Here is a 24,209-nt window from a genome sequence, read left to right as displayed (position 1 = left end):
TGTTAGCATCCGCGCCTATGACGTTTCCAGGAAGATTTACCAGCGGTGTGGTCCTGCTGCTCAGCAGCTTTGCAGCCTTTGCGCAGAGCGAGCTGGTGGTCAGGGTCAAGCCCGCCAATAACGCCCTCAAGGCCAATGTGGAAGGCTACATAGGCAGCCTCGGCGATCGCGACGAGGCGGCTTTGCTGCGCTTCAAGCGCGGCGCGCAAGAGCAGGCCCTTAAAGCATCGCAAGCCTTGGGGTACTACAACCCCACCATTGAAAGTGAAGTCCAATCCGGCAATCCGCCGCGTCTGGTGTTGAGCATTGATCCTGGCGAGCCGGTGCATCTGCGCAACGTCAATGTGCGCGTCGAAGGCCCGGCCGCTTCGCTCAAGGCCTTTCAGATTCCTGCCAGCGACGACCTCAAACCCGGGGCCGTGCTTAACCAGGGCAATTATGAAAGCGCCAAGCAAATGATTCAGAACCGGGCGCTGCGCTACGGTTTTTTCGACGGCAAATTTACCCGCCACGAGGTGCTGGTCGACCCCAAGGGCGGCTACGCGGACATCAACCTTGTTTACGAAAGTGGGCCGCGTTATCGGCTCGGCCGCGTCAGTTTTGCCGGTGATACCCCGTTTGATGAAGTGCTGTTGCAGCGCATGGTGCCTTTCACGCCGGACACGCCCTACGATTCAGAACTGGTCAACCAACTCAACCAGAACCTGCAATCGAGCGGCTATTTTGAAGTGGTGCGGGTAGATGCCGCACCCAGTACGGCGGTGGGGCAGGTCATCCCGGTTGACGTTGACCTGCATACCCGTAAACCACGCACCATGACCTTGGGCCTGGGCTACTCGACCGACACCGGACCGCGAGGTAAGGCCAGCTGGACGCGTCATTGGGACAATGCCCGTGGGGACAGTTACGGTTTTGAGTCCGAAATTTCACAACCCAAGCAAAACGTTGGCGCCTGGTATGACATTCCGCTCGACCCACCGCTGACAGACAAATTGCGTTTTGCGGCCGGGTATCAGTACGAAGAAATCGCTAACACCGACACGTTAAGTAAATTGCTGACTGTAGGCCCGGAGTGGCACAGCAAGCTGGACAACGGTTGGACACGCATTGTGTCGTTGCGCTGGCAGCACGAAGAGTACCGGTTGGGCGATGACTCGGGGCTCAGCACCCTGTTGATGCCGGGCGTCAGCTATGCCGTGTTGCGCAGCGACAACCGCATCGACCCGACCCACGGATACAGGGTGTCGCTGGATGCGCAGGTGGCGAAGGAAGGGCTGATGTCGGACACCAACTTGTTGCACGGCAACGCGCAATTCAAGGCCCTGACAACCCTGTGGGAAAAACACCGTTTCCTCGGCCGGGTTCAGTTCGGCGGCAGCGCCACCAACGGCTACAAATCAGTGCCGCCATCGCTGCGTTTCTTCGCCGGTGGTGACCAGAGCGTGCGCGGGTATGACTACCAGAGCCTGTCACCGAAAAACTCAGAAGGTGACCGAATCGGTGGTCGCTATATGGTTGCCGGCAGCGTCGAATACCAATATCAGTTCGCAGATAAGTGGCGCTGGGCAACCTTTGTCGACAAAGGTAACGCGTTCAACAATCTTGATTTTCCCAGCCTGAAAACTGGGGTCGGGGTGGGGATCCGCTGGGTCTCGCCGGTCGGTCCGATCCGCCTCGACCTGGCCCACGCGCTGGAGGATGACGGCGGCGTTCGTTTGCACTTTTCCATGGGGCCAGAACTGTGATTCGTGGTGTGAAAATAGCGGGTCTGGTGTTGCTTGGCCTTGTGTTGATGATGGTGTTGGCGCTGGGGCTGGTGCTCGGGACTCAAGCGGGCAGTCGCTGGGTGTTGGGCATGGTGCCAGGTTTGCAAGTCGACAACTTTGCCGGGCGATTGGGAGGGCAGTGGAGCGCCGATCATGTGCTCTGGGAGCAGGGCACGAGTCGGGTTGAAGTAGACCGGCCAATCTTTGCCTGGTCGCCGTCCTGCCTGACACGCATGATCTTGTGCATCGATCAGTTGCAGGCCGACCGTGTCAGCCTGCAGTTTCCCCCCAGTGAAGACAGCAACAGCGGCCCGATCAGCCTGCCTGAGTTGAAGCTGCCGGTGGCCATTGAAGTGGGCGTTATCAAAGTCGGCAATGTGCTGTTCAACGGTATCGAGCAGCTCAAGGGCCTGCAGATGGCGGCCCGGTGGACTTCCAGCGGGTTGCAGATCGACTCGGTGCACGTGGACCGTGAGGACGTGAACGTCGAGTTGTCAGGGCTGTTGCAGCCCAACGGCGACTGGCCGTTGACCCTGCAAGGCAACATCAACCTGCCAGCGCCTGATCAAGCGCCCTGGGCGCTGGCGCTCAAGGTAGACGGCAATTTGCGCTCCTCCCTCAACCTGACCGTCGACAGTAGTGGGTATCTCAACGCACAGCTAAAGGGTCAGTTACAACCGCTCGCTGAGAACTTGCCTGCGCAGGTCAGTATTACTTCTGACGCGTTCAAGGCCAGCCCCGCGCTGCCGGACACGTTGCAAGTCAACCAGCTTGTGCTGACCGTCAACGGCGACCTCAAGGCCGGTTATGCAGTGGACGGGAGCGCCACCCTGCCTGCCGAAAAGGCGCCGGTCAGCGTGTTGCTCAAAGGCCGTGTAGACGCGAACGGTGCCCACGTGTCGGCCCTGGACCTGACGGTGAACCCCGAGCAGCGCGTGAAAGTGTCGGGGCAAGTCGACTGGCAGGAAGGGGTGAAGGCCGACGCCAAGATCGACTGGCTGGCATTTCCTTGGCACAACCTGTACCCCGTCATCGACAAGCCGGATGTGGACCTGCGCACTTTTAAGGGCGAGGTGTCTTACACCGATGGCAACTATCTGGGTCATTTCAAGGCCAACCTGGATGGCCCGGCCGGGGCGTTCAGCCTGGCCAGCCCATTCAGCGGTGACCTAAGCAAAATCTACCTGCCACAACTGGAACTGGTGGCCGGTCAGGGCAAGGCCCAAGGCCACGTTAATGTGCAGTTTGCCGATGGCGTGGCATGGGATACCGCGCTTGATCTGAGCGCACTCGACCCTGCGTATTGGGTGGCCGAGCTGCCGGGCAATCTCGGGGGGCCACTGCGCAGCACGGGTTCATTCAAGCATGAGCGTCTGGAACTGAATGCCAACCTCGACCTCAAGGGCCGTCTGCGCGGCCTGCCGGCTGTGTTGCAGGCCAAGGCTCAGGGGGCGGGCGAGGACTGGAACCTCAGTGCGCTGGACATTCGCCTGGGGGACAATCGCATCCAGGCCACCGCCCGTTTGCAGCAACAACTCAAGGCGCAACTGGACCTGAACCTCCCGCGTCTTGGGCAGCTGTGGCCAGACCTGCGCGGTCAGCTCAAGGGCCGGGTCGATGTGGACGGCACCCTCAAGGCCCCACAGGGCAAGCTGGTACTCAATGGCCAGCAACTGGCGTTCGCAGACAACCACCTGCAAAACCTGACCCTGGATGCCGCACTGGATCGCAATCAGCGCGGGCGGATTGACCTCAAAGGCAGCGGGATTAAGAGCGGCGATACCCAACTGGGTGTGCTGACCGCCAACAGCAGCGGGGACCTGAAACGCCAGCAACTGAAACTCGCCCTGCAAGGGCCGATGCTGCAACTCGCCTTGGCCCTGGATGGCGGCCTGGACAAGGACAATTGGCGTGGACGTTTGCTCAGCGGGGACGTCAAGGCAGGCGGCCAGGACTGGGCATTGCAAAACCCGGCGCGTCTGGAGCGCCTGGCCGATGGTCGTATCAACATGGGCGCCCAGTGCTGGATATCAGGGCCTGCCAGCCTGTGCAGTGAAGAGCAGCGCTTGATGCCGGACCCAAAACTGCGTTTGCACCTCAAGCAGTTCCCGCTCGACAGCCTGGCCAAGTGGTTTCCCAACGACTTCCAGTGGCAAGGCCAGCTCACTGCAGATGTATCCCTCGACCTGCCAGCCAGCGGGCCTAAGGGGCAAGTGGTGGTAGACGCCAGTGGTGGCACGTTGCGCATCAAGGACAAAGGCCAGTGGCTGGACTTCCCGTACCAAGCCTTGCGTTTGACCAGCAACCTGACGCCGAGCCGGGTTGAAACCCGCTTTGATTTCAACGGCGGCAAACTCGGGCAACTGATGCTCAATGCGCGCATCAACCCCTTGCCCAAAAGCAAGCCGGTCACCGGCGATTTCCGCTTGAGCGGGCTGGATGTGTCGGTGCTTCGTCCGTTTGTACCGATGGTTGAAACACTCGCTGGCCAATTGAACGGCACGGGCACGATCGCGGGCGGGTTGCTGGCGCCGCACATCAACGGCACGGTAGCACTGAGTGGCGGGCAGATTTCTGGACCGCAACTGCCGACCAACGTCGAGAACCTGCAACTGACCGCCAACATTGTTGGCGAAACGGCTCAGCTCAACGGCGGCTGGACCAGCGGCCAATTGGGACAGGGCAGCATCAGCGGGAATGTGGCGTGGGGCAAAACCATGGCCGTCAACGTGCTGGTCAAGGGCAGCCACCTGCCGGTGACCGTGGAACCCTATGCCAAACTGGACGTGGCGCCGGACCTGAGAATTTCGCTCAACCCCGACAATACCTTGCTGATCGCCGGCAAAGTGAACGTGCCCAAGGGCGAAATCACCGTGCGCGAACTGCCACCGTCAACGGTCAAGGTATCTGACGACACCGTTATCGTTGGCCAGCAAACGTCGGAGGCCGATGCACCGATGGTGGTCGACATGGACATTGACGTCATCGTCGGGCAAGAACTGTTGACGTTTTCGGGCTTCGGTCTGAACGCCGATCTGGTGGGGCAGGTGCACATCGGCAACAACCTGGACACCCGCGGCGAATTGCGCCTGAACAACGGCCGCTACCGAGCCTACGGCCAGCGCCTGACCATACGCCGCGCGCGCTTGCTGTTTGCCGGGCCAATTGCGCAGCCGTATCTCGACATCGAGGCGATTCGCCAGACGGATGACGTGATTGCGGGTATTCGCCTGACGGGCAGCGCGGAACAACCAACCACGCAGATCTTCTCCGAACCGGCCATGAGCCAGGAACAGGCGCTTTCCTACCTGATTCTGGGGCGTCCGCTGTCGGGCACTGGCGAAGACAACAACATGCTGGCGGAGGCCGCACTGGGCTTGGGCTTGATGGGCAGTTCGGGGATTACTTCGGGCCTGGCCAATCATCTGGGCATCAAAGACTTTGAACTCGATACCGAAGGCAGCGGCGACAGCACGTCAGTGGTTGCCAGTGGCAAGATCAATGAGCGTTTGAGTGTGCGTTATGGCGTCGGGGTGTTTGAACCGGCGAGCACCATTGCCTTGCGTTACAAGTTAAGCAAACGGGTGTATGTCGAAGTTGCCAGCGGCTTTGCCAGTTCGCTGGACATCTTCTACAAGCGTGATTTTTAGCGCCCGCGTGTGACCTGTCACAGCCTCACGCTACCCGCCAGCGTGAAGCTGTGAACAGCAATCAACGATTAAGCTGCTTCATGTTTTCTTCGGCATAGCGCAAACCGGCCACGGCCTCTGGCGGGAAGATGGTTTGCAGGGCGTCCAGCTCGTCAGTGCTCAATGTGATTTCAAGCGCTGCGATGTTTTCTTCCAGGTATTTACGTTGCTTGGTGCCCGGAATCGGGATCAGGTGATCGCCTTGCGCCAAGACCCAGGCCAGCGCCAATTGCCCGGCGGTGACGCCTTTGTCGGCGGCGAGTTGTGTTACCTGTTCAACCAGTCGCAGGTTTTTCGCAAAGTTATCTGCCTGAAATCGCGGGTTGGCGCGTCGGTAGTCATCGGCGGCGAAGTCTTCAGGGCTTTTCAGGGCGCCGGTCAAAAAACCGCGTCCCAAGGGGCTGTAGGGCACAAAGGTAATCCCCAGGCGCTGGCAAGCCGCAAGGCAGCCGTTGTCTTCCTGATCGCGGCTCCACAGTGAGTATTCACTTTGCAGGGCGCTGATGGGATGCACCTTATGCGCGCGTTCCAGTGTGGCCGCTGAGGCCTCACTGAGGCCCAAATAACGGACCTTGCCGGCCTTGACCAACTCGGCCATGGCGCCGACGGTTTCTTCAATCGGCACTTCGGGGTCCATGCGGTGTTGGTAATACAGATCGAGGGTGTCGACGCCTAACCGTTGCAGGCTGCCATCGATAGATTGCCGAACGTACTCAGGGCGACCGCACAATGCCCGACCCTTGGGGTTGGCCGGGTCGCGCACGATGCCGAATTTACTGGCCAGGAACACCTGGTCACGTTTGCCACGAATGGCTTGGCCGATCAGGGCTTCGTTGGTGTGCGGGCCATACATGTCGGCGGTGTCCAGAAAATTGACCCTCAACTCCAGCGCACGATGCAAGGTGGCCACGGCTTCCCGGGTATCGCTGCCGGTGGTGTAGAAGTCAGTCATGCCCATGCAGCCAAGGCCAATGGCGCTGATCTGGGGGCCATTCTTTCCGAGTGAGCGGGTGTGCATGTTAAGTACTCCTGAGTGGGTGGCCTATTCTTGACCTCGACACCTGCAAGATAAACCGGGTAAAAACGCTATCACTATTCGGATAATCCGAATAATCCATGCCACGACGGGAGCGGATATGGACCGATTCAATGCGATGCGGGTGTTTACCCGCATCGTCGAGCTGGGCGGTTTTGCCAAGGCGGCTGACAGCCTGCAAATGCCCCGCGCTTCAGTGACCGTGCTGATCAAACAACTCGAAGCGCACCTGGGCGTGCAATTGTTACACCGCACCACGCGTCAGGTCAGCCCGACACTGGATGGCGCGGCCTACTATCAGCGTTGCGTCAGCCTGCTGGCTGACCTTGACGAGGCGGAAGGGCTGTTCAGCACCAGCCAGCCCAAAGGCACACTGCGGGTCGAGATGCCCGCGGCGGTCGGGCGGTTGGTGGTATTTCCGGCGTTGCCGGAGTTCACGGGGAGCTACCCGCAGATCGAACTGGAAATCGGCCTGAATGACCGCCCGGTGGATTTGATTCGCGAAGGGGTGGACTGTGTGATTCGCGGAGGCCTCACGCTGGACGATTCGCTGGTGGCCAGGCCGCTGGTGCAGATGGACCAGGTGACCTGCGCCAGCCCTGACTATTTACACGCCCATGGCGTGCCGCGCACCCTTGCGCACTTGAGTCGCCATCAGATGGTGGAGTACTTCAGCGGGGTGTCAGGCAAGCGCTACGGGCTGGAATTTCAGCAAGGCGGGGAGGTGCAGTTGATCAATTTGCCCAAACAGGTGGCGGTCAACAGCGCCGAAGGGTATTTGGCGGCCTGTGTGGCGGGCTATGGGCTGGTGCGCCGCACTACCACGTGGCGCACCTGGTGCGCGAAGGGCGCCTGCAGGAAGTGTTACCGGATTGCCCGCCGCCGAGAATGGCGCTGACGGCGCTATACCCGCCGCACCGGCAACTGTCACGGCGGGTGCGGGTGTTTGTCGACTGGCTGGTGGACCTGTGCGTCAGGCCCACCAGTGGTTTCAGGCGTTAACCCGCAAACGACTCAGCGGCGGTAATAATCCGCTCGACCCTCGTTATAGCGATGATCGTAGCGCTGGTCATATCGTTGGTCATAACGCTGATCGTAGCGTTGGTCATGCCGATGATCATGGTGCCTTCCATGATCTGGATGGAAGACGCACCCGCTCAGGGTCAGTATGAGCAAGAGTGCAAGCGGGCGGGCAGTACGACGGAACATGGATCAATCCTCATGGTGAACGTCGGCTCAAGCGAAAACGCTTCTCCGGCTGTAAGATGAGACCAGGATTGTTTCAATTCATCTCCATGAGCCGCACATATTTGTTAAATTCCGGCCTTTGTTTTCCGCCTTACATTCAGGAACAGGTAATGACTCCTTCGCAGCGCTTGAAATACTCGATTCTGATCTCTCTGGTCGTGCTGGGGATCATGTTTGGTCTTTCGTACATGCAAAACGCCGGCATGATCACCGAGAAGATGTTCCAGTACATTGCCATCGGTGTGGCCGTGGTGGTCGTGGTCATCAATGGCGTCATGCGCCGCAAGACCAAGCTTTAAGCCTCGATTTTGCCCGTCAGCACCGCTTCAGCCTGTGGATGCAGGCTGTAGCTCTTGTCACTGTTAAGCACCACCACCCCCTCGCTGCACAAGCGCTTGAGCACCTCGCGCACACTCAGAAACGACAGCGGAATGTCCAGCGCTTGCAAATGGCTGTGCATGCCGCGCACCCCCAGTCGGCGGTCATTGCCGGCGGCCGTCAACAGCGCGTCGATCACCTTGAGCCGCACCAGGCTGGTGCGCAGGCCGAAAAATTTCAGTAAGTGACGAATACGTTCATTGCCGTGCAGTTGCACCTGTGCCTCCGGCAACCCGTTGTCGGGCTGAAAAGCAGATTGGCGTTGTGGATGACCGTCCGCTGGTATGTGCGAGTCGTGCATGCAAAAAACTCCTTTTTCAGAGCCTGATCCGGAAAATAAAAAAAATGCTCTTAAGTGACTAGACGAATGAGCTGCCGAAATCATGAACATTGGGATGTAGAAAATTTGTCGTCAAACCGATGCCTTATGCGCGCCCCCCCCGTCCCCACAAGGTTGCGCGGGTTGATTAATTTTTTTTCACCGGCTTCGTCTTTAGTGCAGGCACAGGCCGGGTCACTGCGCGTGAATGTCAGCGCTGCGGGGCCTTTCTTACGACAGAGCAGGAGTGCGCGTGATTATTTCCAGGCCATTGAGCAAAACATGCCTTGCAGGGCTGTGTCTGGGGCTGAGTGTTTCAGCCCTGGCTCAGCCGCCCGCCCGGGACGTGAGTGCTGACATTCGCCGCACCACGTTCGGCGTGCCACATATCAAGGCCGACGACGAGCGCGGTCTGGGTTACGGCATCGGGTACGCCTACGCGCACGACAACCTGTGCTTGCTGGCCAATGAAGTGACCACGGTAAACGGTGAACGCTCGAAATATTTTGGTCCGGATGCGCTGACCCCGGAGCAGCGTGACAACCTGTCCAGCGACGTTTTTTTCAAATGGCTGAATACGCCGCAGGCCGTAGACGCGTTCTGGCAGGCACAAACCCCAGAGGTACGTGAGCTGATTGAGGGCTATGTGGCCGGTTACAACCGCCAGCTCAGCGAACGCCACGCATTGCCGGCGCTGTGTGACAACCCTTCGGTGCGTCCGCTCACGGCACAGGATTTGGTCAAGATGACCCGTCGTTTGCTGGTCGAGGGCGGGGCGGGTCAGTTTGCCGACGCATTGGTGGGGGCGACGCCACCTCAGGCCAGCGCCCGACTGGTGGACAACACGCAGGGCTTCAACGAGGCCTACCGGCGCATGCAGCGTTTCGCCCTGGAACGGGGCAGCAACGCAGTTGCCATCGGCAGTGAGCGCTCACAAACCGGACGTGCTCTGTTGCTGGCCAACCCGCATTTTCCGTGGGTGGGCGGCATGCGTTTTTATGAGATGCAGCTGACCATCCCCGGCAAGCTCGATGTGATGGGGGCCGCCTTGCCCGGCCTGCCGTTGATCAATATTGGTTTCAACCAGCACATGGCCTGGACCCATACCGTCGACACCTCGAAACACTTCACGCTGTACCGGCTGACCCTCGACCCGCAGGACCCCAAGCGCTACCTGCTGGACGGTAAGTCTCTGCCGTTGCACGAGCAAACCGTCAGCGTTGAGGTCAAGCAGGCTGATGGCACTCTCAAGCCGCACTCACAGGTGATGTACAGCTCGGTATTCGGGCCGGTCGTGCAATGGCCGGGCAAGCTGGACTGGGACGATCACGTGGCGTTTAGCTTGCGCGACGCCAACCTCGACAACGATCGTGTGTTGCAGCAGTGGTATGCGATCAATCAGGCGAACAGCCTCGATGCCCTGCAAGCCTCGGTAAATACCCTTCAAGGAATCCCGTGGGTTAACACCCTTGCCGTGGATGACAAGGGGCAGGCGCTGTACATGAACCTGTCGGTGGTGCCGTATGTCGATCAGGCCAAATTGGCGGCATGCAGTGACCCTTCAGTCGGGCTGGAGATGATCCTGCTCGATGGCAGCCGCCGTGCCTGCGCCTGGACCGATGACCCCGACGCGGCCCAAGCCGGGATCTACCCGGCCAGCCAACTGCCGCAGTTGCGGCGCAATGATTACGTGCAGCATTCCAACGATTCGGCGTGGATGGCCAACCCGCAGGCGCCTTTGAGCGGGTTTTCCCCGCTGATCAGTCAGGACGGGCAGCCCTTGGGGCCGCGCGCGCGTTTTGCCTTGCAGCGCCTGAGTCAGCCCGGAACGCTGGGTGTTTCCGATCTGCAAGGGATGGTGATGGATAACCGGGTGTACCTGGCCGGTCAGGTGATGCCTGATCTGCTTCACGTCTGCCAGACGGAGCACCAGGCGCCGCAGGTTGCAGTGTGTGCGAGCCTCAAGGCATGGGATCAACACGCGAACCTGGACAGCGGCATCGGCCTGCTGCATTTCGAGCACCTCATGGCGCGCCTGCTCGAGGTGCCGGATGTGTGGCGGGTGCCCTTCAGTGCGCACGATCCGCAGCATACGCCGCGCGGGCTGAATATCGATCAACCGGCCGTGCGCCAAGCCGTACACGAAGCGCTCAAGGCCTCGGCCGCGCAGGTGGCTGAAGCAGGGTTGAGTGCGGACATGACGTGGGGCCAGATTCAAGGTGTCAGCGTGGGTGACCAGCGCACCCCGATCCACGGCGGCCCGGCGACTTTGGGGGTTTATAACGCCATGCAGAGCGTGCCGGGGGAGGGTGGCAAGCAAGAGGTGGTCAGCGGCACCAGCTATTTGCAAACGGTGACCTTCGACGAAAACGGCCCGCAGGCTCAAGGCTTTCTGGCGTTCTCGCTGTCAAGCGACCCGACGTCCCCACACGCTGCGGATCAGACGCAAGCGTTCTCGAAAAAACACTGGCAAACCTTGCCCTTCACCGAGGCGCAGATCAAGGCTGATCCGAACTACCAACTGATTCAGATCCGGCAGAGCCGTTAACCGCGGGGCAGGGCGTTGAGGACCGGTTTACCGTCCTGACTCAGGGTCAGGTAGACCGGTAACACCTTCGGCAGGGAGGTCACGAGGCTGTTGATTTCTTTCGTGTTGAACACGCCGCCCACGCGCAGGGCGCCGGTGGCCCTGTCTGCCAGCACGAGTGGCGTACTCAGGTAGCGGTTGATCAGGGGCAGGGCATCGGCCAGGGTCAGGTTGTCCAGCACCAGCTTGCCGTTGCGCCATGCCAGATCCGGCGAGTTGGCGTAGGTCTGGCTGATTTGTGCGGCATAGTCGCCAGCCTTGTAGCGGGCTTGCATGCCCGGTTCCAGCCGCAGCCCGTCGCCACTGAGTTTTTTATTGCTGGTGACCAGCACCGAGCCTTCCAGCAACGTCACTTTGACCTGATCTTCATACATCCAGACGTTGAACTGAGTGCCCGTTACGCGTACACGGCCCTCGGCCGCCTGAACCACGAACGGGTGCGTGGCGTCATGACTGACCTTAAAAAAAGCTTCACCTTTGCTCAACGTGACCCGGCGCTGGTCTTTGTAGTTGGCGTAGGTCAGTTCAGTGCCCAGGTTGAGCTCAATTTCACTGCCGTCCGGCAGGGTCACCGTGCGCAGAGTGGTATCCGCCTGCACGTGCTCGTAGGCGTTGGGCACCCAGCCCAATTCCCAGCCGCTGTAAGCCGCGACCGGAACGGTCAGCAAGGTGATAGCCGCTGCGATGGCCAGTTTTTGCCAGGCGGGCTGGCGAGGACGTTGCACCAAGGCAATCACCTGCGACCCAACAGGCTCGGGCTTGGGCAAGTGTTCGCTGACCTCCCAGATGTCTTGCATCGCTTCGTATTCAAACGCGTGCAGGGGGTCGGCGTTCAGCCACACCGTGAAAGCTTTACGTTCCTGATCTGTGCAATCGGGCTCATGCAAACGCATGCACCACTGGGCAGCGGCCTCGGTGATGGCATCGTATTGGGCTTCGGTGAGGGGTGTTTCGCTCATTGGCTCTTCCTGGTTTTGGGCATTCTACCCCTGTGCCAGAGCGAACGAGAACATGAGGCATGTCAAAAGCATGTCATTTCACCCTCATGGCTGGTTTTTTCTCTGCTACGTTTACTGCGGCAAGCTACGTAACAGACGCAACATCAATTAATGGAGTTAAGACAATGTTGAAAAAAACCCTTACTGCTGCAATCACTGCTGCTGTTCTGTTGAGCGCTGGCGCTGCGATGGCGGCGCCTGATGCAAACTGGGCGTTCTCCAAAGAAGCCATTGAAGTCCTCAAGACTAAAAATGGCTACATCACCATCAAGAAAATCGAACTGGAAAACCCGGCGACGGGTATCTGGAAAGCTGAAGGCGTGAAGAAGATCGACGGTGTCGAAGTAGAGGTCGAAACGACGTTTGATCACAATGGGACAATCATCAAAGAGAAAAAAGACTGATTCTTCAGCGTCTGAACTGCCTCTAAAGCCCGGTCCTGCACGTCAGGGCCGGGCTCCAAGCCAGTGCGCTTGACGCGCCCTAAAAAGCCCCCGAATACCGGAGGCTTGGTTTGCAACTTGCCCTGTTGTGCCGGTCTTAGCCGTTCGAACAGCCGTTACCCATGATGCGGTACTCAAGAATGTGGCGCTGACCCTGATGGTCTTCGTAGGTCATTTGCGCCGGAACCACTTCGCATACATCGGCAGTGGGCGTCACGCTGATAACTTTGGCAACGTCCAGATCGGTAGCGTAGGTGTACTGTTCAACCACCGGTTGGGCCTGTGCCACTTGAATATCTTCAGCAGCGGCCAGTGTCGAAATACCCATCAAAGCAAGTGCGATCAAACGGTTCATTTATTTAAGACCTTAAAACAATCACGTATCACTGACTTCCATTGCCGTGCAGGCGGGAGAAGTTGTTACGTCATTAAGTCGGTATGGCGTAACACGAAGTACCGTGCCCTGTTTCACTGTTTCGTCCAGGGATGTACATAGAATACCGCCCCCTTGTATTGATTAAAGTCAAAAGATCGCCAAGCAGTTTTTCCGGATTGGTAACAATGGGGGGTTTTTCCCACGCGCACTAAAAAGCCCCCTCCGAAGAGGGGGCTTGGGGTCGCATCCGTGCGTGCAACCATGGGGGCAGCGCACGGGTTTAGTGGGTGCTGCAGCCGTCGCCCATCACTTGGTATTCGACGTTGTGACGCTGACCTTGGTGGTCTTCGTACGTCATCTGTGCGGGTACCACTTCACACACTTTTGGAATAGTCGACAAACTGATGACGTTGGCAATGTCCAATGTCGACCCGTAGGAATAATGTTCAACTTCGGGTTGCGATGGTTGGGTTGTTTCACTGGCCATGGCAACAGTCGCCATGCCAGCCATAAGTAAAGCAATTAACTGTTTCATTTATGTGGCCTCTAAAGTAATCAAGGGGTAACACTGACTGACTTCATTTGCCATGGGGCGGGAAGAAGTTACGGCGCCCGTTGATTGTTCAATAAGCCCGTACGAAGTACCGGTTGGAAAGTGCATAGGTTGTGTATTACATGTCGCCAAGTTTACGCCGTTCAAACTTCTGAAAAAGCCCTGATGGCAAAAGGCTGTGTTACCGCATGGGTAACAATGTGGTGACGTCGAGCCCATTTTCAAGGGCGCGTCGTCGAGGCCTTGCTGGCATACTGGCCCGTCAGATTCTGGAGCCAGCCATCGCATGCACGTGGATTCCCCCCTCAGCGCCTGGGAGCAGGCCGTTGCACAACACGGTTTTGTTCACGACCCCGCGCAGTGGCGCGCGGTGCAGGCCTTGCAGCGCTGCCATGAGCAACTGAATCGGGACGTGAACCCCGTCAAAGGGGTGTATTTGTGGGGCCCGGTCGGGCGTGGCAAAACGTGGTTGATGGATCAGTTTTTCCAGAGCCTGCGCGTACCAGCTCGACGCCAGCATTTTCATCACTTCATGCAGTGGGTGCACCAGCGTTTGTTTCAGTTGATCGGGACGGCAGACCCGCTCACTGCATTGGCGAAAGGCCTGGCTCAAGAGGTGCGGGTGCTGTGTTTTGACGAACTGTTCGTCAATGACATCGGTGACGCGATCATTCTCGGCCGTCTGTTTCAGGTGATGTTCGATGAAGGCGTGGTGTTGGTGTGCACTTCCAACCAGCCGCCCGAGCAGTTGTACGGCCACGGCTTCAACCGTGAGCGCTTTACGCCGGCGATTACCGCGATTCTCAAGCACATGGATGTGGTTTCGGTGGACGGAGCCCAGGATCATCGCCTGCACCCGGGCATCGCCGAACAGCGTTATTGGGTAACGCCTGTGGGGCACCCCAGCGTCATGGGGCCTTTGTTCGAGCACTTGACGCAAGGGCGGGCTTGCACCCATCAACCGATTGTGCTCGGGCATCGCTCGCTTGATGTTCTGGGCGCCAGTGACAGCGTGCTGTGGTGCAGCTTTCATGCGCTCTGCGAACAGCCGTTGGCGGCCACCGAATTCATGGTGTTGTGTGACCGTTTCAAGGTCATTGTACTCAGCGCAGTCCCCTGCCTGAGTGCCGAACAACGCGAAGGCAAGATTGCACGCGGTACTGAGGATGGCGCGGTAAAAGTCGAGGCGGGGGATCGGGAGCTGCCGCAGCTGTCGAAGTATGACGACAGCGTGCGGCGTTTTATTGCGCTGGTCGATGAGTGTTACGACCGCAAAGTGCCCGTGTGCATCGAGGCGCACGTACCTATGGAGCAGCTGTACACACAGGGCTATCTGTCATTTGCGTTTCGCCGCACCTTGAGCCGGTTGCGGGAGATGCAGTTGCAGCGGTTCGGCGTTCACTGACAGCGCTGGCCAGCACGAGGCTGCTGCCCTTCGGTTCAGTCCCATTCAGGCGCCAGGCGTTCTGGGCTGGTCAGACGATGGCCACGGTCCAGCGCTGCAATGTGCTGCATGTCGGCTTCGGTCAGTGTCAGCTCGCACGCCTTGAGGTTGCTCTCAAGGTTGGCGCGCTTGGTAGACGACGGAATCACCGAATAACCCAGTTGCATGGCCCACGCCAGCGTGACTTGCGCCGGGGTGGCGTTGTGCCGCTCTGCAATGTGTTGAATGACCGGGTCTTTCAACACGTCGCCATAGGCCAGCGTCATGTAGGACGTTATGTGAATACCTTGGCTCTTGGCGAATTCAGCCACCTTACGGTTTTGCAAGTACGGGTGCAGTTCGACCTGGTTGGTCGCAATGTGCTCGGCGCCGACTACGTCAATCGCTTCTTTCATCAGCGCGACGGTGAAGTTGGACACACCGATTTCTTTGGTCAGCCCCTGTTGCTTGGCGTCCAGCAGCGCGGCCATGAATTCGCTGACAGGCACTTCGTTAGCCGGCGAAGGCCAGTGGATCAGGGTCAGGTCGAGGTGGTCGGTGCGCAGTTTCTTCAGGCTTTCTTTCAGGCTCGGAACCAATGTTTCGCGGCTGAAATGATCGACCCAAATCTTGCTGGTGATGTACAGCTGATCCCGTGCCACGCCACTCTCGGCAATGGCTTGGCCGACATCGGCTTCATTCTCGTAAATCTGCGCGGTGTCCACAGCGCGGTGACCCAGCTCAAGGGCATTTTTAACCGAGTCGATCACCACTTGGCCTTTAAGTCGAAAAGTGCCGAGGCCGAAGGCTGGAACTGTCATGGATAACTCCTTGGAGGTCGTAAGAATGAGGGTGAGTATCGCTGCCCTTGTGGGGGTGAAACACCCGTCCTGAGGCAAAGCTCTCTTGAGCACAGGTCATGAATCACTGAGTTCGTTCAGGCGTGGGAGTTCCTGCTGGGTGACCCGGGCCCGAGGCCTAAATTTCGTCGATGCGCACACGTTCTAGCTTGGATAACGCCTGCATTCAGGCTGGGACAGGTAGGGCAATGACGATTTCTCGACGAGGGTTCATCGCAGGTTTAGCGATCACCGGGGCTGCCGCGCCTGCAGCGTTCTATGGACATCGCGCGTTGACACGGGTGGACGAACCGATCACCCCTGGCGAGGCAACGGTCGATCTAGCAGACACGGCCGGGCAGCAACTGGCCGATCAGTTGCGCGGTCTATGGACGATCCGGTTCAGCGGCCAGGATGCCGGGCTGCACGGTTTGCCGTCCGGCGACCTCGAAGTGTGGCTGGACATTGCGCCGCGGGGGCGAGGGGTCCGGGGTTTTCTGGACACGGCTCAGGTGTTGCACAGCGAGCAGACCCCGCGCTATCGCATCCTGGGCGATCTGGTTGAGCCGCAAGCCCGGCGCATGCACTGGCGCCTGACCCGCAGTGATGCTGCTCATGGGCTACCCGATTACGAATTGAGTTTCAGCCTTGATGAAGTGTGGGGCCTGTATGGCAATGCGGGCAGTGGCACTTTGAGTGGCCGGGTGCAGCGTCTGGATCGCCCGCTGGCATTGCCCGAGCAGGACAACCACTTTGTCGCGCTCAAGTGCACCTTTCCTGAAGCCCGCGCGCGTATCGGCCTGAACCCGACCCTGCTGGCATGGCTGGTGTCGCCGCAGCATCGGCTTTTTCACCAGCTTTGGCATGCCTCACGCGACACCTGGCACGACCTGTCCGAGACCAAGCGCAATGCCCTGCGCGGCATCGGCTGGCAGCCCGGTCAGCGCAACAAGGAGCGCGACGCCCGGGGGCCACGCAAGGACCGCAATGGCTCGGGGGTGGATTTCTTTTTCATGCACCGACACATGTTGCGCACGGCGCGCTCGATGCAGCATTTGCCCTCGTGGTCCGCGCTCCCGTTGCCCCAGCCGGAGCTGGAACGCGACCGCGCGGGGTTTGCGCGTTACTTTGACAACCACGACGGCAGCGCCTTGCCACCGACCTGGCTGGCGGAGGGCGACGCGCTGTATACCCAATGGTTGAGCGACATCAAACAGCCTGAGACCTTCCACAGTAATTTTGAGGTGTGGGAGTCGCGGTATCGCGATCCGCGTTACCTGTCGAGATTGACCCTCGGCCAGTTCGGTTCGGAGGTTGAGCTGGGGCTGCACGACTGGCTGCACATGCGCTGGGCTTCTGTGCCGCGCGACCCGTCCAATGGGGCGCCTGTGCCCTATGCTCGTGATCCGGCCGATTTTTCCGCGCGTTGGTACGCCCCCGAGAATGACTTTTTGGGTGATCCGTTTTCCTCCCACGTCAATCCGGTGTTCTGGTGCTTTCACGGCTGGATCGATGACCGCCTTGAAGACTGGTACCGCGCCCACCAGCGTTTTCACCCGGGCGAAGTGACCTGCGTGGACGTCAGCGGTGTGCCGTGGTTTGCGCCGGGCCGCTGGGTGGAAGTGGGCGATCCCTGGCTGGGGCCCATCACCCATGGTTGCAGCACCACGCCGGGGCTGGCAGAGGGCAAAACGGTGGAAATGGACCCTGAGACCATGAAGCTGGCGTTACGTATTACTTTCGCTGATGAACAGGTGCTGGACACGTTGCAGCGCAAGGTTCCACGTCGTCCCTGGTATGCCCGGCACCTGGCGATATAAGCCCCTCGCAGCCAATCGGCATGAGGGGTACATCAGGTATCAGTCGGGGTTGAATTTTAAAATGGCGAGATCATTGCAAGGCCGCTGACTGATCAAATAAAGATCGCCCGAGTACTGTGTGAGGCAGGGTGGTGACAAGTAAGCGCCTGCAGTTTTGTCTACGTGCTCCATCCCCTGCTTGGGTTGAAACCTGTCAATGGTGTACTGGTTGCTGTCGCGCAAGCGAGCCGCGGAAAAAAAGCAGTTATCGTGTGCAGCAAGTGCCGGAGCGCCATAGGTGCCGCGCTGTTTGGAGAGGTGTATGGGGTGCCAGTAGCTGGATAAACGGCATATAAGTTGTTGCTCGGCCGGGGTTCTTATTCCCACATAAGGCACGTTCTCGTAAATGCACAGTGAAGGACTTTCTGCGGTGTCTATATCAGGATCAAGTACATGCGGTTGCCAGCCGGTGTGATCCAGAACCTTGTGGTAAAACGCGTGTTGCCGTGTGCCGCGCAAGGCGAGGTACAAACTAGCGCCATTACTTGCGACAGAAGGCGCATCAGACGTTAATACGTTGGGCACTGACTCAGTCGATGACCACTCAGCGCCTGAATAGTTAAGCAAGCGTATGGTTTGATCGGTCGCGGTATAAAAACAATACAGGTGTTGCGCGTACACCGTCACGGCCGGTCGAAAATGCGCAACTTGCGGGGCCGGTAGCTCATTGATACTTTCCAGTCTTAAGTCGTTGTCCGCGTTTTTGTTCAGCACAACATAACCCAGCGTCACGGCGTCAGGGGTTTTATGGCGGGTATAGAACGCATACAACTTACCTTTGAACTCGACGGCCGACACACCGCTGGAAATACCCGTGCCTTCAATGGGCATGATCAATTCCCAGGTTAGGCAACCCGAATTGTGTATTGGCGCATCTGAATTGTTATTGGATAAATGATTCATGGGGTGTCTTTTTGGCTTGGCTGCAAGTTGGGGGGCGGCAACGGTTAGTTTCCGTTCGCGTGAAGAGGGGGCGGGAATGACGGTTCACTCCGGGATTTTAATCAGGGTTAAACCGCGAAATACCCAAGTCATTGCACGGCCGTTGTCCAAGTAAATATAAATCATGGTCGTAGGTCGTCAGGCACGGAGGCGACACGTAAGGGCCAGCTGTTTTGTACAGCTGCGGCCTAGCTGCGGGAGGGTGGATAAGTTCGGTTAAAAAACGGTGGGTGACGCTACTGCGCGTGGCAGTAACGATGAATTTTGCCCACGCATGCAGTGCGGGCGCGCCGTATAGGTTGCGTTGAGAAAGCCTTAAAGCAGGTCGCCATTGATTGTCGGTGAATACAAATACATGCAGTTGTCCATCCAGGCCATTGATTGCCACGTGGGGTTTTTCCTCATACATGCACAGTGACGGGCTGTCGTTGAAAAGGATGTGATAGCTGGGGATGTTCGTGCCCCAACTGAAGTTTTCGAACACGTTGTGATAGAACACATTCCCCACGGTTCCGCGCAGCACCAAATACAAGCGGTTGCCGTGCGTGGCGACAGAGGGTGCGTCGGCAGTTAACGTATGGGGCACGGTATCCACAGCGGACCAGTCGGTTCCCGTAAATACGTGATAGCGCAGGGTTTGGTCGGTGGCTGTAAAAAAGCAAAATAAATGATCGTCGTAAACCGTAACGGCGGGTCTGAAGTGAGCCACGTCCTTGGCAGTGAGTTCATCAAGGCTTTCTACAAAGAGTCTGTTTTTAATGTTTTTGGACAAGGTGGCATAACCGATTGTCGTCGGTTGCCCGGGGTTTGATTTGAGATAGAACGCATAGAGTTTGCCTTTGAATTCAACGGCTGAAACACCACTGTTAATACCGCTTCCTTCAATCGGGATAAGTAATTCCCATGCTGGCAAGCGAGCGTGTTTGGCAGGGTAGTTAAGTCAACGTTTTTATCAGGGGTGGCGTTCATGGTCATGCCTCGTGCGCGCAATGTGCTGAGTATTTAACTGGGTGCTGTACGAAATGTATGTGCGCTGCGCGTGGGGGATAAATGTCAGCGGGATCATGGGTCGCCGTGCAACGTCATGATTGAGGTGTTTCAACACCGCGCACATCGCTGGGTGTCGAAACAATAAGGCGCAATGAACCCGCCTTGGGGATACATAGTTAAGCGTTCAGAAAAAAGTGAATGCCGGCACAACTTACTTGGCGTGCCAGCCCCCGCCGAGTGCTTTGTATAAGGCAATGCTGGCTTGCAAGCGCGCCCTGCGCAGTTGCACGTGCAGGTCTTGCGCCTGGTACAGCGTGCGCTGGGTTTCCAGCACCGTGAGCAACACTTCCGCCCCGGCTTCATAGCGGTGTTGGGCTATGTCGAACGCCTGTTGCGCCTGCTTGAGTTCTTCGTCTTGCCACTGGCGTTGGCGGTCCAGCCCGATAGCGTTGTTCAGGGCTTTTTCGACATCGGCAAACCCGCTGATGATGCTGGCGCGGTAGGTGTAGAGCAGTTCCTGCTGGCGGGCGCTGGCTTTGTCACGTTCGGCGCTCAGGCGGCCGTTGTTGAAGATCGGCGCGGCCAGCCCTGCCGCAAGGTTATAAAACGGGCTGCGCAGCACGTCACTCAAGCGGTCGGCGCCCGAGCCCAGGCTGGCGCTCAAGGTCAGGCTGGGCAGCATGGCAGCACGCGCGACCGTGATGTCGGCGTGTGCCGCCGCCAGTTTGGCTTCGGCGCTGGCTATGTCCGGGCGTCGGCTGAGTAAGTCGCTGGGCACGCCGCTGCCGAGGGTTGGCCAGTGCAGGCGGGCGAAAGACGTCTCCCCCAGGTGCAGTTGTTGCACGGGTTTGCCCAGCAACACCGCCAAGGTAATGCGTGCTTCTTGGGCTTGTTGTTGCACACGCGGCACCTGCCGTTGTTGGCTGGCCACCAGGCTCTTTTGCTGGGCGAGTTCCAGCCCCGTGGCCGAGCCTGCGTCATGGCGCGTTTGCACCACCTTGAGCACCCGTTGAGCGTTAGCGAGGCTGAGGCGGGCGATACGCAGTTGTTCCTCCAGGGCCAGGGTCTGCACATAACCATTGGCGACGCTGCTGAGCAGCGTCAGTTCCACGGTTGCACGATCGAACTCGGTGGCCCGAAGCGCCTGTACGGCACTGTCCCGGGCAGCGGCTTTGCCCCCCCAGAAATCCACTTCATAGCTGGCGGTCAGGTTGGCATCAAAGTAGTCCACGGCTTTATTGTCATCGGTGGCATCCAGCTGGCTGTAGCCTTTGCCGCGCAGGAGTTTCTCCCGGTTGCCGCTGCCGCTGAATTTGACCTCCGGCAGCAGCGGCGCACCGGCAATCACGGCGCTGGCGTGGGCTTGCTGCACGCGGGCGACGGCGGCCGCGAGGTCGTAGCTGTCCGCTTGGGCCCGGGTAATCAAGCGATTCAATTCGGGGCTGCCAAACTGTTGCCACCACTGTTGGCTGACGGTTAGAGAGGCGCGGACAGCTGCGGATTGCCACGTCGCCGGTGGCACCACGGCCTTATCGTCGCCTGCAGGATTCTGGCTGCAGGCGCCCAGTAACAGGCACACGGACAACACACTCAAGGACGGCTTCATCAATTGTTTATTCACTGGTCAGGGCCGTGACCGGGTCGAGCCGGGCAGCTTTGCGGGCCGGCATAAAGCCGAAAATGACGCCAGTTACCAGTGCGCAGCCAAAGGCGCCGAGGACGGCAACCCACGAGAACGCGACTGCGACATCGCACAGAGACAACACGGCGCCGACGATAAATGCCAGGCCGACCCCGGTCGCACCGCCCACCACCGAGAGCATCAGGGCTTCGGTGAGGAATTGGCGCAGGATGTCGCGTTGGCGCGCCCCGGTGGCCATGCGAATGCCGATTTCACGGGTGCGTTCACGCACCGTCATCAGCATGATGTTCATCACCCCGATGCCGCCCACCAGCAGCGAGATCGCAGCAATCGAGCCGAGCATCAACGACAGGGTGTTGCGGGTTTTGGCTTCGGCCTGAATCATTGCCGCGTTGTTGGTGATTTCGAAATCACGATTGCCGCCGTGCAACTTGAGCATCAATTGCTCAATGGCTTTTTCGGTCTGATTGACCTTGCTCGCGTCGGCCGCGGCGATCACCACGTACTCAGGGTTGTGGGTGCCAAACAGGCGCACACTGGCCGCGGAGTAGGGCACCACGATGCGCGAGTCACTGTCAGAATCCCCGGAGCTGGCGCCTTTTTCGGCCAGAATCCCCACCACGCGAAACGGTACGTTCTCCAGCAGGATGTAGCGCCCGATCGGGTCGGGCACGTCCTTGAGTACCTTTTCCCGCACTTTCTTGCCGATCACGGCCACGGCGGCCGCGGCATCCTCGTCGGCCTGGGTGAAAAAACTGCCTTGCACCACCGGCCAATTGAAAATGGCCGGGAAGTCAATGCCGTTGCCCCCCGTGTACATCGTGTGATCGACATTGCCATAGCGCACACCGATCTCGGCGCCGTTGATCGGCATGATCATCTTCACGTGCGGCAGCGTAGACAGCGCGGCCACGTCATTGAGCGTGACAATCCCCAGCGGCGCCCGTGGGCGCGGCGACATGCCGCTCAGGTAGATGATGTTGGAGCCAAACGCGCCCATTTCGGCCATGACGTGACGCTTGCTGCCTTCACCCACGGCCAGCATCACCACCACCGACGCCACGCCAATGACGATACCGAGCAAGGTCAGGGCGGTGCGAAAGCGATTAATCCACATCACCCGCCAGGCCGCGTGGACGGCATCCAGCAGCTCGCCTTTCCAGGCGCCACGGGCTTCGCTGCCTTGATTGAGGCGCTGGCGCAGGTCGATGGCCTGCAGGGTGTTGGGGTTGTCCGTGAACGGTTGTGCACCGTGGGCGCTGTCGCTGATCACCTCGCCATCGCGCACTTCGATGATGCGTTTGGCCCGTGCCGCGACTTCCCGGTCGTGGGTAATCAGGATCACCACATGGCCCTGACTGGCCAGTTCGTCGAGCAGCGTCATGACGTCGGCGCCACTGTGGCTGTCGAGTGCGCCGGTGGGTTCGTCAGCCAGGATAATGTGCCCGCCATTCATCAAGGCGCGGGCGATGGAAACCCGTTGTTGCTGGCCGCCGGACAGTTGGTGCGGCCGGTTGCCGGTGCGCTCGGCCAGGCCCAGGCGCGACAGCAGGGCAGCCGCGCGGGCATGGCGTTCGGCGGCAGGTATGCCGGCATAAATGGCGGGCATTTCGACGTTTTCCTGGGCCGAGGCAGAGGGAATCAGGTGATAGCCCTGAAACACAAAGCCGAACGCTTCACGGCGCAGCCAGGCCAGTTCGTCGCTGTCCAGGCTGGCCACGTCTTGGCCCGCAAACAGGTAGCGCCCGGAGGTCGGGCGGTCGAGGCAACCGAGGATGTTCATCAACGTCGACTTGCCGGAACCCGAGGCACCGACAATGGCCACGAATTCGCCGGCATGGATCGACAGGCTGATGCCTTTGAGCACCTGCACCTGCGGGGTGTCGACGCCGCCGTACACCTTGCGGATGGCATGCAGTTCAATCAGGGGCGTGGTCATTTAACCTCCGTCGCCGGGGGTGGGGCCGATCAGCAGGTGGTCGCCCTCGTTGAGCCCTTCAAGGATCTGTACGCGCAAGCGGTCGCTGATACCGGTGCGGATCTGGCGGGCTTCGATGTCACCGTTTTTGGCCACCACCTGGGCTGTCTGGCGATCGCCGTCGTTGCTGCCTTGCAGGGCCACGATGGGCGCCAGCAGGACATCTCGGGCCTGATCGGCGACAAAGAACACTTGGGTCGTCATTTCGGGCATCAGCGCTTGATCGGTGTTGTCGACATCGAGCAGCACGGTGTACAGCACCACCCTTGCACTGCCGCTTTTGCCTGAACTGGCAGGGCTGCCGCCGCCCTGGCTGGCCTCGTTCAAGGGCTTGGGCGGCACGGGCAGGATTTGCCGCACAGTGCTGGTCCAGCGCCGGTTGCCGCCGCTCAATGTTGTGAAATAGGCCTGCATACCCGGTTTGATGTGGCCGATGTCGGCTTCCGAGACTTCGGCCCAGACCGTCATGGGCGACAAGTTGGCGATCCGCAGGATCAGCGGCGTTTGCTGCTGGGCATTGAGGGTTTGTCCTTCGCGGGCGTCGATGGCCACGACAGTGCCGGACATGGGCGCAAAGATGCGCGTATAGCCCAATTCGGCTTCGTCACTGCGCAAGCTGGCCTGGGCCTGACGGATCTGCGCCTGGAACATGTCGATGCGCGCCTGAGTAGTGCGCACCTCTGCCTGGGCACTTTGTATGTCTTCTTCGCGCGTGGCGCCGCCTTGGGCGAGGCGCTGCTGGCGCTGGAATTTCTGCCGCGCCAGATCATGCAGGGCGCGCTGCTCGTGCAGTTGAGCCTTGAGGTTTTCAATGGCGAAGCGGCTGGCGTCGAGCTTTGCGGTTTGTGTCGACGGATCAATCTCCACCAGCGGCTGACCTTGCGTGACCTCGGCGCCGACCTCGACGTGGATCTTGCGGATTTGCCCGGACGCCTGAGCGCCGACATCCACGTACTGACGTGGTTGCAGCGTGCCAAGTGCCGTGACGCTGTTTTCAATGTTGCCGCGCGTCACCGTCACCGTGTCATACGCTTCGCGGCCGGGTGTCAGAAAGGGCCAGGCAACAAAGGCACCGACCAGCAGTGAAGAAAATGCGATCAGTACAGCGTGGCGGGTCTGTCGGGGGCGTTTCATGCAGGGTTC

Annotated in this window: 19 protein-coding genes and 1 pseudogene; 8 read left to right on the top strand and 12 right to left on the bottom strand. The window is 59.3% G+C overall.

Annotation, left to right across the window (positions count from 1 at the left end):
• The first annotated feature begins 17 nt into the window (after window positions 1-17).
• Together CJF39_RS10960 and CJF39_RS10955 are read left to right on the top strand one after the other, a co-directional pair.
• Window positions 18-1,745 (top strand): autotransporter assembly complex protein TamA, encoded by a 1,728-nt coding sequence (locus CJF39_RS10960; RefSeq protein ID WP_094993444.1) that lies wholly within the window; start codon window positions 18-20, stop codon window positions 1,743-1,745.
• Window positions 1,742-5,416 carry a translocation/assembly module TamB domain-containing protein gene (locus tag CJF39_RS10955; protein WP_094993443.1) on the top strand — a complete coding sequence of 1,225 codons (3,675 nt, stop codon included), beginning with the start codon at window positions 1,742-1,744 and terminating at the stop codon, window positions 5,414-5,416. Before CJF39_RS10960 ends, CJF39_RS10955 begins: the two co-directional genes overlap by 4 nt.
• Window positions 5,417-5,477: 61 nt before the next feature.
• Here the strand turns inward: CJF39_RS10955 and CJF39_RS10950 are convergent, their stop codons facing one another.
• Window positions 5,478-6,473, bottom strand: a complete 996-nt coding sequence (locus tag CJF39_RS10950) for an aldo/keto reductase (protein WP_094993442.1) — start codon at window positions 6,471-6,473, stop codon at window positions 5,478-5,480.
• 118 nt (window positions 6,474-6,591) lie between these two features.
• On the opposite strand from CJF39_RS10950, the pseudogene CJF39_RS10945 reads away from it, so the two are divergent.
• Window positions 6,592-7,493: pseudogene (locus CJF39_RS10945) on the top strand (LysR family transcriptional regulator).
• Here CJF39_RS10945 and CJF39_RS23485 read toward each other — a convergent pair.
• Window positions 7,490-7,612 carry a hypothetical protein gene (locus CJF39_RS23485; RefSeq protein ID WP_262373556.1) on the bottom strand — a complete coding sequence of 41 codons (123 nt, stop codon included), beginning with the start codon at window positions 7,610-7,612 and terminating at the stop codon, window positions 7,490-7,492. The pseudogene CJF39_RS10945 and the gene CJF39_RS23485 overlap by 4 nt on opposite strands.
• A gap of 237 nt (window positions 7,613-7,849) precedes the next feature.
• Here CJF39_RS23485 and CJF39_RS10935 point away from each other — a divergent pair, with 237 nt between their 5' ends.
• Window positions 7,850-8,038 carry a hypothetical protein gene (locus tag CJF39_RS10935; protein ID WP_047276524.1) on the top strand — a complete coding sequence of 63 codons (189 nt, stop codon included), beginning with the start codon at window positions 7,850-7,852 and terminating at the stop codon, window positions 8,036-8,038.
• Here the strand turns inward: CJF39_RS10935 and CJF39_RS10930 are convergent.
• Complete coding sequence (locus tag CJF39_RS10930) at window positions 8,035-8,418, bottom strand: fe2+ zn2+ uptake regulation protein (protein ID WP_094993440.1); 384 nt, start codon at window positions 8,416-8,418, stop codon at window positions 8,035-8,037. The two genes, CJF39_RS10935 and CJF39_RS10930, sit on opposite strands and share 4 nt — an antisense overlap.
• A 271-nt stretch (window positions 8,419-8,689) precedes the next feature.
• Here CJF39_RS10930 and CJF39_RS10925 point away from each other — a divergent pair, with 271 nt between their 5' ends.
• Window positions 8,690-10,984: an acylase gene (locus CJF39_RS10925; protein WP_094993439.1), complete on the top strand. Its 2,295-nt coding sequence runs from the start codon at window positions 8,690-8,692 to the stop codon at window positions 10,982-10,984.
• Here CJF39_RS10925 and CJF39_RS10920 read toward each other — a convergent pair.
• The gene (locus CJF39_RS10920) at window positions 10,981-11,982 is read right to left on the bottom strand and encodes a FecR family protein (protein WP_094993438.1); all 1,002 of its coding nucleotides are present in this window, start codon (window positions 11,980-11,982) and stop codon (window positions 10,981-10,983) included. The two genes, CJF39_RS10925 and CJF39_RS10920, sit on opposite strands and share 4 nt — an antisense overlap.
• A gap of 164 nt (window positions 11,983-12,146) precedes the next feature.
• On the opposite strand from CJF39_RS10920, the gene CJF39_RS10915 reads away from it, so the two are divergent.
• Entirely contained in the window at window positions 12,147-12,425 is a 279-nt protein-coding gene (locus CJF39_RS10915) for a PepSY domain-containing protein (RefSeq protein WP_094993437.1), read from the top strand.
• 136 nt (window positions 12,426-12,561) lie between these two features.
• On the opposite strand, the gene CJF39_RS10910 is transcribed toward CJF39_RS10915, so the two are convergent.
• On the bottom strand, window positions 12,562-12,819 hold the full coding sequence (locus CJF39_RS10910) for a DUF2790 domain-containing protein (RefSeq protein ID WP_094993436.1): 258 nt from the start codon (window positions 12,817-12,819) through the stop codon (window positions 12,562-12,564).
• A 301-nt stretch (window positions 12,820-13,120) separates the two neighbouring features.
• Window positions 13,121-13,375 carry a DUF2790 domain-containing protein gene (locus tag CJF39_RS10905; RefSeq protein WP_094993435.1) on the bottom strand — a complete coding sequence of 85 codons (255 nt, stop codon included), beginning with the start codon at window positions 13,373-13,375 and terminating at the stop codon, window positions 13,121-13,123.
• 304 nt (window positions 13,376-13,679) lie between these two features.
• Here CJF39_RS10905 and zapE point away from each other — a divergent pair, with 304 nt between their 5' ends.
• A complete protein-coding gene (gene zapE, locus CJF39_RS10900) occupies window positions 13,680-14,798 on the top strand; it encodes a cell division protein ZapE (protein ID WP_094993434.1) in 1,119 nt (372 codons plus the stop codon).
• A 35-nt stretch (window positions 14,799-14,833) separates the two neighbouring features.
• Here the strand turns inward: zapE and dkgB are convergent, their stop codons facing one another.
• The gene (gene dkgB / locus CJF39_RS10895; RefSeq protein WP_094993433.1) at window positions 14,834-15,637 is read right to left on the bottom strand and encodes a 2,5-didehydrogluconate reductase DkgB; all 804 of its coding nucleotides are present in this window, start codon (window positions 15,635-15,637) and stop codon (window positions 14,834-14,836) included.
• A 227-nt stretch (window positions 15,638-15,864) separates the two neighbouring features.
• On the opposite strand from dkgB, the gene CJF39_RS10890 reads away from it, so the two are divergent.
• Window positions 15,865-17,475: a PvdJ/PvdD/PvdP-like protein gene (locus CJF39_RS10890; protein ID WP_094993432.1), complete on the top strand. Its 1,611-nt coding sequence runs from the start codon at window positions 15,865-15,867 to the stop codon at window positions 17,473-17,475.
• A gap of 39 nt (window positions 17,476-17,514) precedes the next feature.
• Here CJF39_RS10890 and CJF39_RS10885 read toward each other — a convergent pair whose 3' ends face one another.
• The 5 genes from CJF39_RS10885 to CJF39_RS10865 all read right to left on the bottom strand — a co-directional run bounded on the left by CJF39_RS10885 (window position 17,515) and on the right by CJF39_RS10865 (window position 24,200).
• Window positions 17,515-18,345, bottom strand: coding sequence for a hypothetical protein (locus tag CJF39_RS10885; RefSeq protein WP_094993431.1), 831 nt, complete (start codon window positions 18,343-18,345; stop codon window positions 17,515-17,517).
• Between the two features lie 169 nt (window positions 18,346-18,514).
• A complete protein-coding gene (locus tag CJF39_RS10880) occupies window positions 18,515-19,369 on the bottom strand; it encodes a hypothetical protein (protein WP_094993430.1) in 855 nt (284 codons plus the stop codon).
• A 288-nt stretch (window positions 19,370-19,657) separates the two neighbouring features.
• Complete coding sequence (locus CJF39_RS10875) at window positions 19,658-21,052, bottom strand: efflux transporter outer membrane subunit (RefSeq protein WP_094993429.1); 1,395 nt, start codon at window positions 21,050-21,052, stop codon at window positions 19,658-19,660.
• Window positions 21,053-21,059: 7 nt separating this feature from the next.
• Window positions 21,060-23,027, bottom strand: a complete 1,968-nt coding sequence (locus CJF39_RS10870; protein ID WP_094993428.1) for a MacB family efflux pump subunit — start codon at window positions 23,025-23,027, stop codon at window positions 21,060-21,062.
• Entirely contained in the window at window positions 23,028-24,200 is a 1,173-nt protein-coding gene (locus tag CJF39_RS10865) for an efflux RND transporter periplasmic adaptor subunit (RefSeq protein ID WP_094993427.1), read from the bottom strand.
• Window positions 24,201-24,209 lie beyond the last annotated feature (9 nt).

The sequence above is a fragment of the Pseudomonas lundensis genome (genome assembly GCF_002269125.1).
GTDB classification, from domain to species: domain Bacteria; phylum Pseudomonadota; class Gammaproteobacteria; order Pseudomonadales; family Pseudomonadaceae; genus Aquipseudomonas; species Aquipseudomonas lundensis_A.
This window is presented reverse-complemented; position numbering and strand designations above follow the sequence as displayed.

What these genes read in the sequence shown, in the direction of transcription:
- CJF39_RS10920 (WP_094993438.1), bottom strand. Translation starts at nt 11,982, where the DNA reads ATGAGCGAAACACCCCTCACCGAAGCCCAATACGATGCCATCACCGAG.
- CJF39_RS10930 (WP_094993440.1), bottom strand. Translation starts at nt 8,418, where the DNA reads ATGCACGACTCGCACATACCAGCGGACGGTCATCCACAACGCCAATCT.
- dkgB (WP_094993433.1), bottom strand. Translation starts at nt 15,637, where the DNA reads ATGACAGTTCCAGCCTTCGGCCTCGGCACTTTTCGACTTAAAGGCCAA.
- CJF39_RS10890 (WP_094993432.1), top strand. Translation starts at nt 15,865, where the DNA reads ATGACGATTTCTCGACGAGGGTTCATCGCAGGTTTAGCGATCACCGGG.
- CJF39_RS10910 (WP_094993436.1), bottom strand. Translation starts at nt 12,819, where the DNA reads ATGAACCGTTTGATCGCACTTGCTTTGATGGGTATTTCGACACTGGCC.
- CJF39_RS10875 (WP_094993429.1), bottom strand. Translation starts at nt 21,052, where the DNA reads ATGAAGCCGTCCTTGAGTGTGTTGTCCGTGTGCCTGTTACTGGGCGCC.
- CJF39_RS10885 (WP_094993431.1), bottom strand. Translation starts at nt 18,345, where the DNA reads ATGCCCATTGAAGGCACGGGTATTTCCAGCGGTGTGTCGGCCGTCGAG.
- CJF39_RS10905 (WP_094993435.1), bottom strand. Translation starts at nt 13,375, where the DNA reads ATGAAACAGTTAATTGCTTTACTTATGGCTGGCATGGCGACTGTTGCC.
- CJF39_RS10870 (WP_094993428.1), bottom strand. Translation starts at nt 23,027, where the DNA reads ATGACCACGCCCCTGATTGAACTGCATGCCATCCGCAAGGTGTACGGC.
- CJF39_RS10950 (WP_094993442.1), bottom strand. Translation starts at nt 6,473, where the DNA reads ATGCACACCCGCTCACTCGGAAAGAATGGCCCCCAGATCAGCGCCATT.
- CJF39_RS10960 (WP_094993444.1), top strand. Translation starts at nt 18, where the DNA reads ATGACGTTTCCAGGAAGATTTACCAGCGGTGTGGTCCTGCTGCTCAGC.
- CJF39_RS10865 (WP_094993427.1), bottom strand. Translation starts at nt 24,200, where the DNA reads ATGAAACGCCCCCGACAGACCCGCCACGCTGTACTGATCGCATTTTCT.
- CJF39_RS23485 (WP_262373556.1), bottom strand. Translation starts at nt 7,612, where the DNA reads ATGATCATCGGCATGACCAACGCTACGATCAGCGTTATGACCAACGAT.
- CJF39_RS10915 (WP_094993437.1), top strand. Translation starts at nt 12,147, where the DNA reads ATGTTGAAAAAAACCCTTACTGCTGCAATCACTGCTGCTGTTCTGTTG.
- zapE (WP_094993434.1), top strand. Translation starts at nt 13,680, where the DNA reads ATGCACGTGGATTCCCCCCTCAGCGCCTGGGAGCAGGCCGTTGCACAA.
- CJF39_RS10935 (WP_047276524.1), top strand. Translation starts at nt 7,850, where the DNA reads ATGACTCCTTCGCAGCGCTTGAAATACTCGATTCTGATCTCTCTGGTC.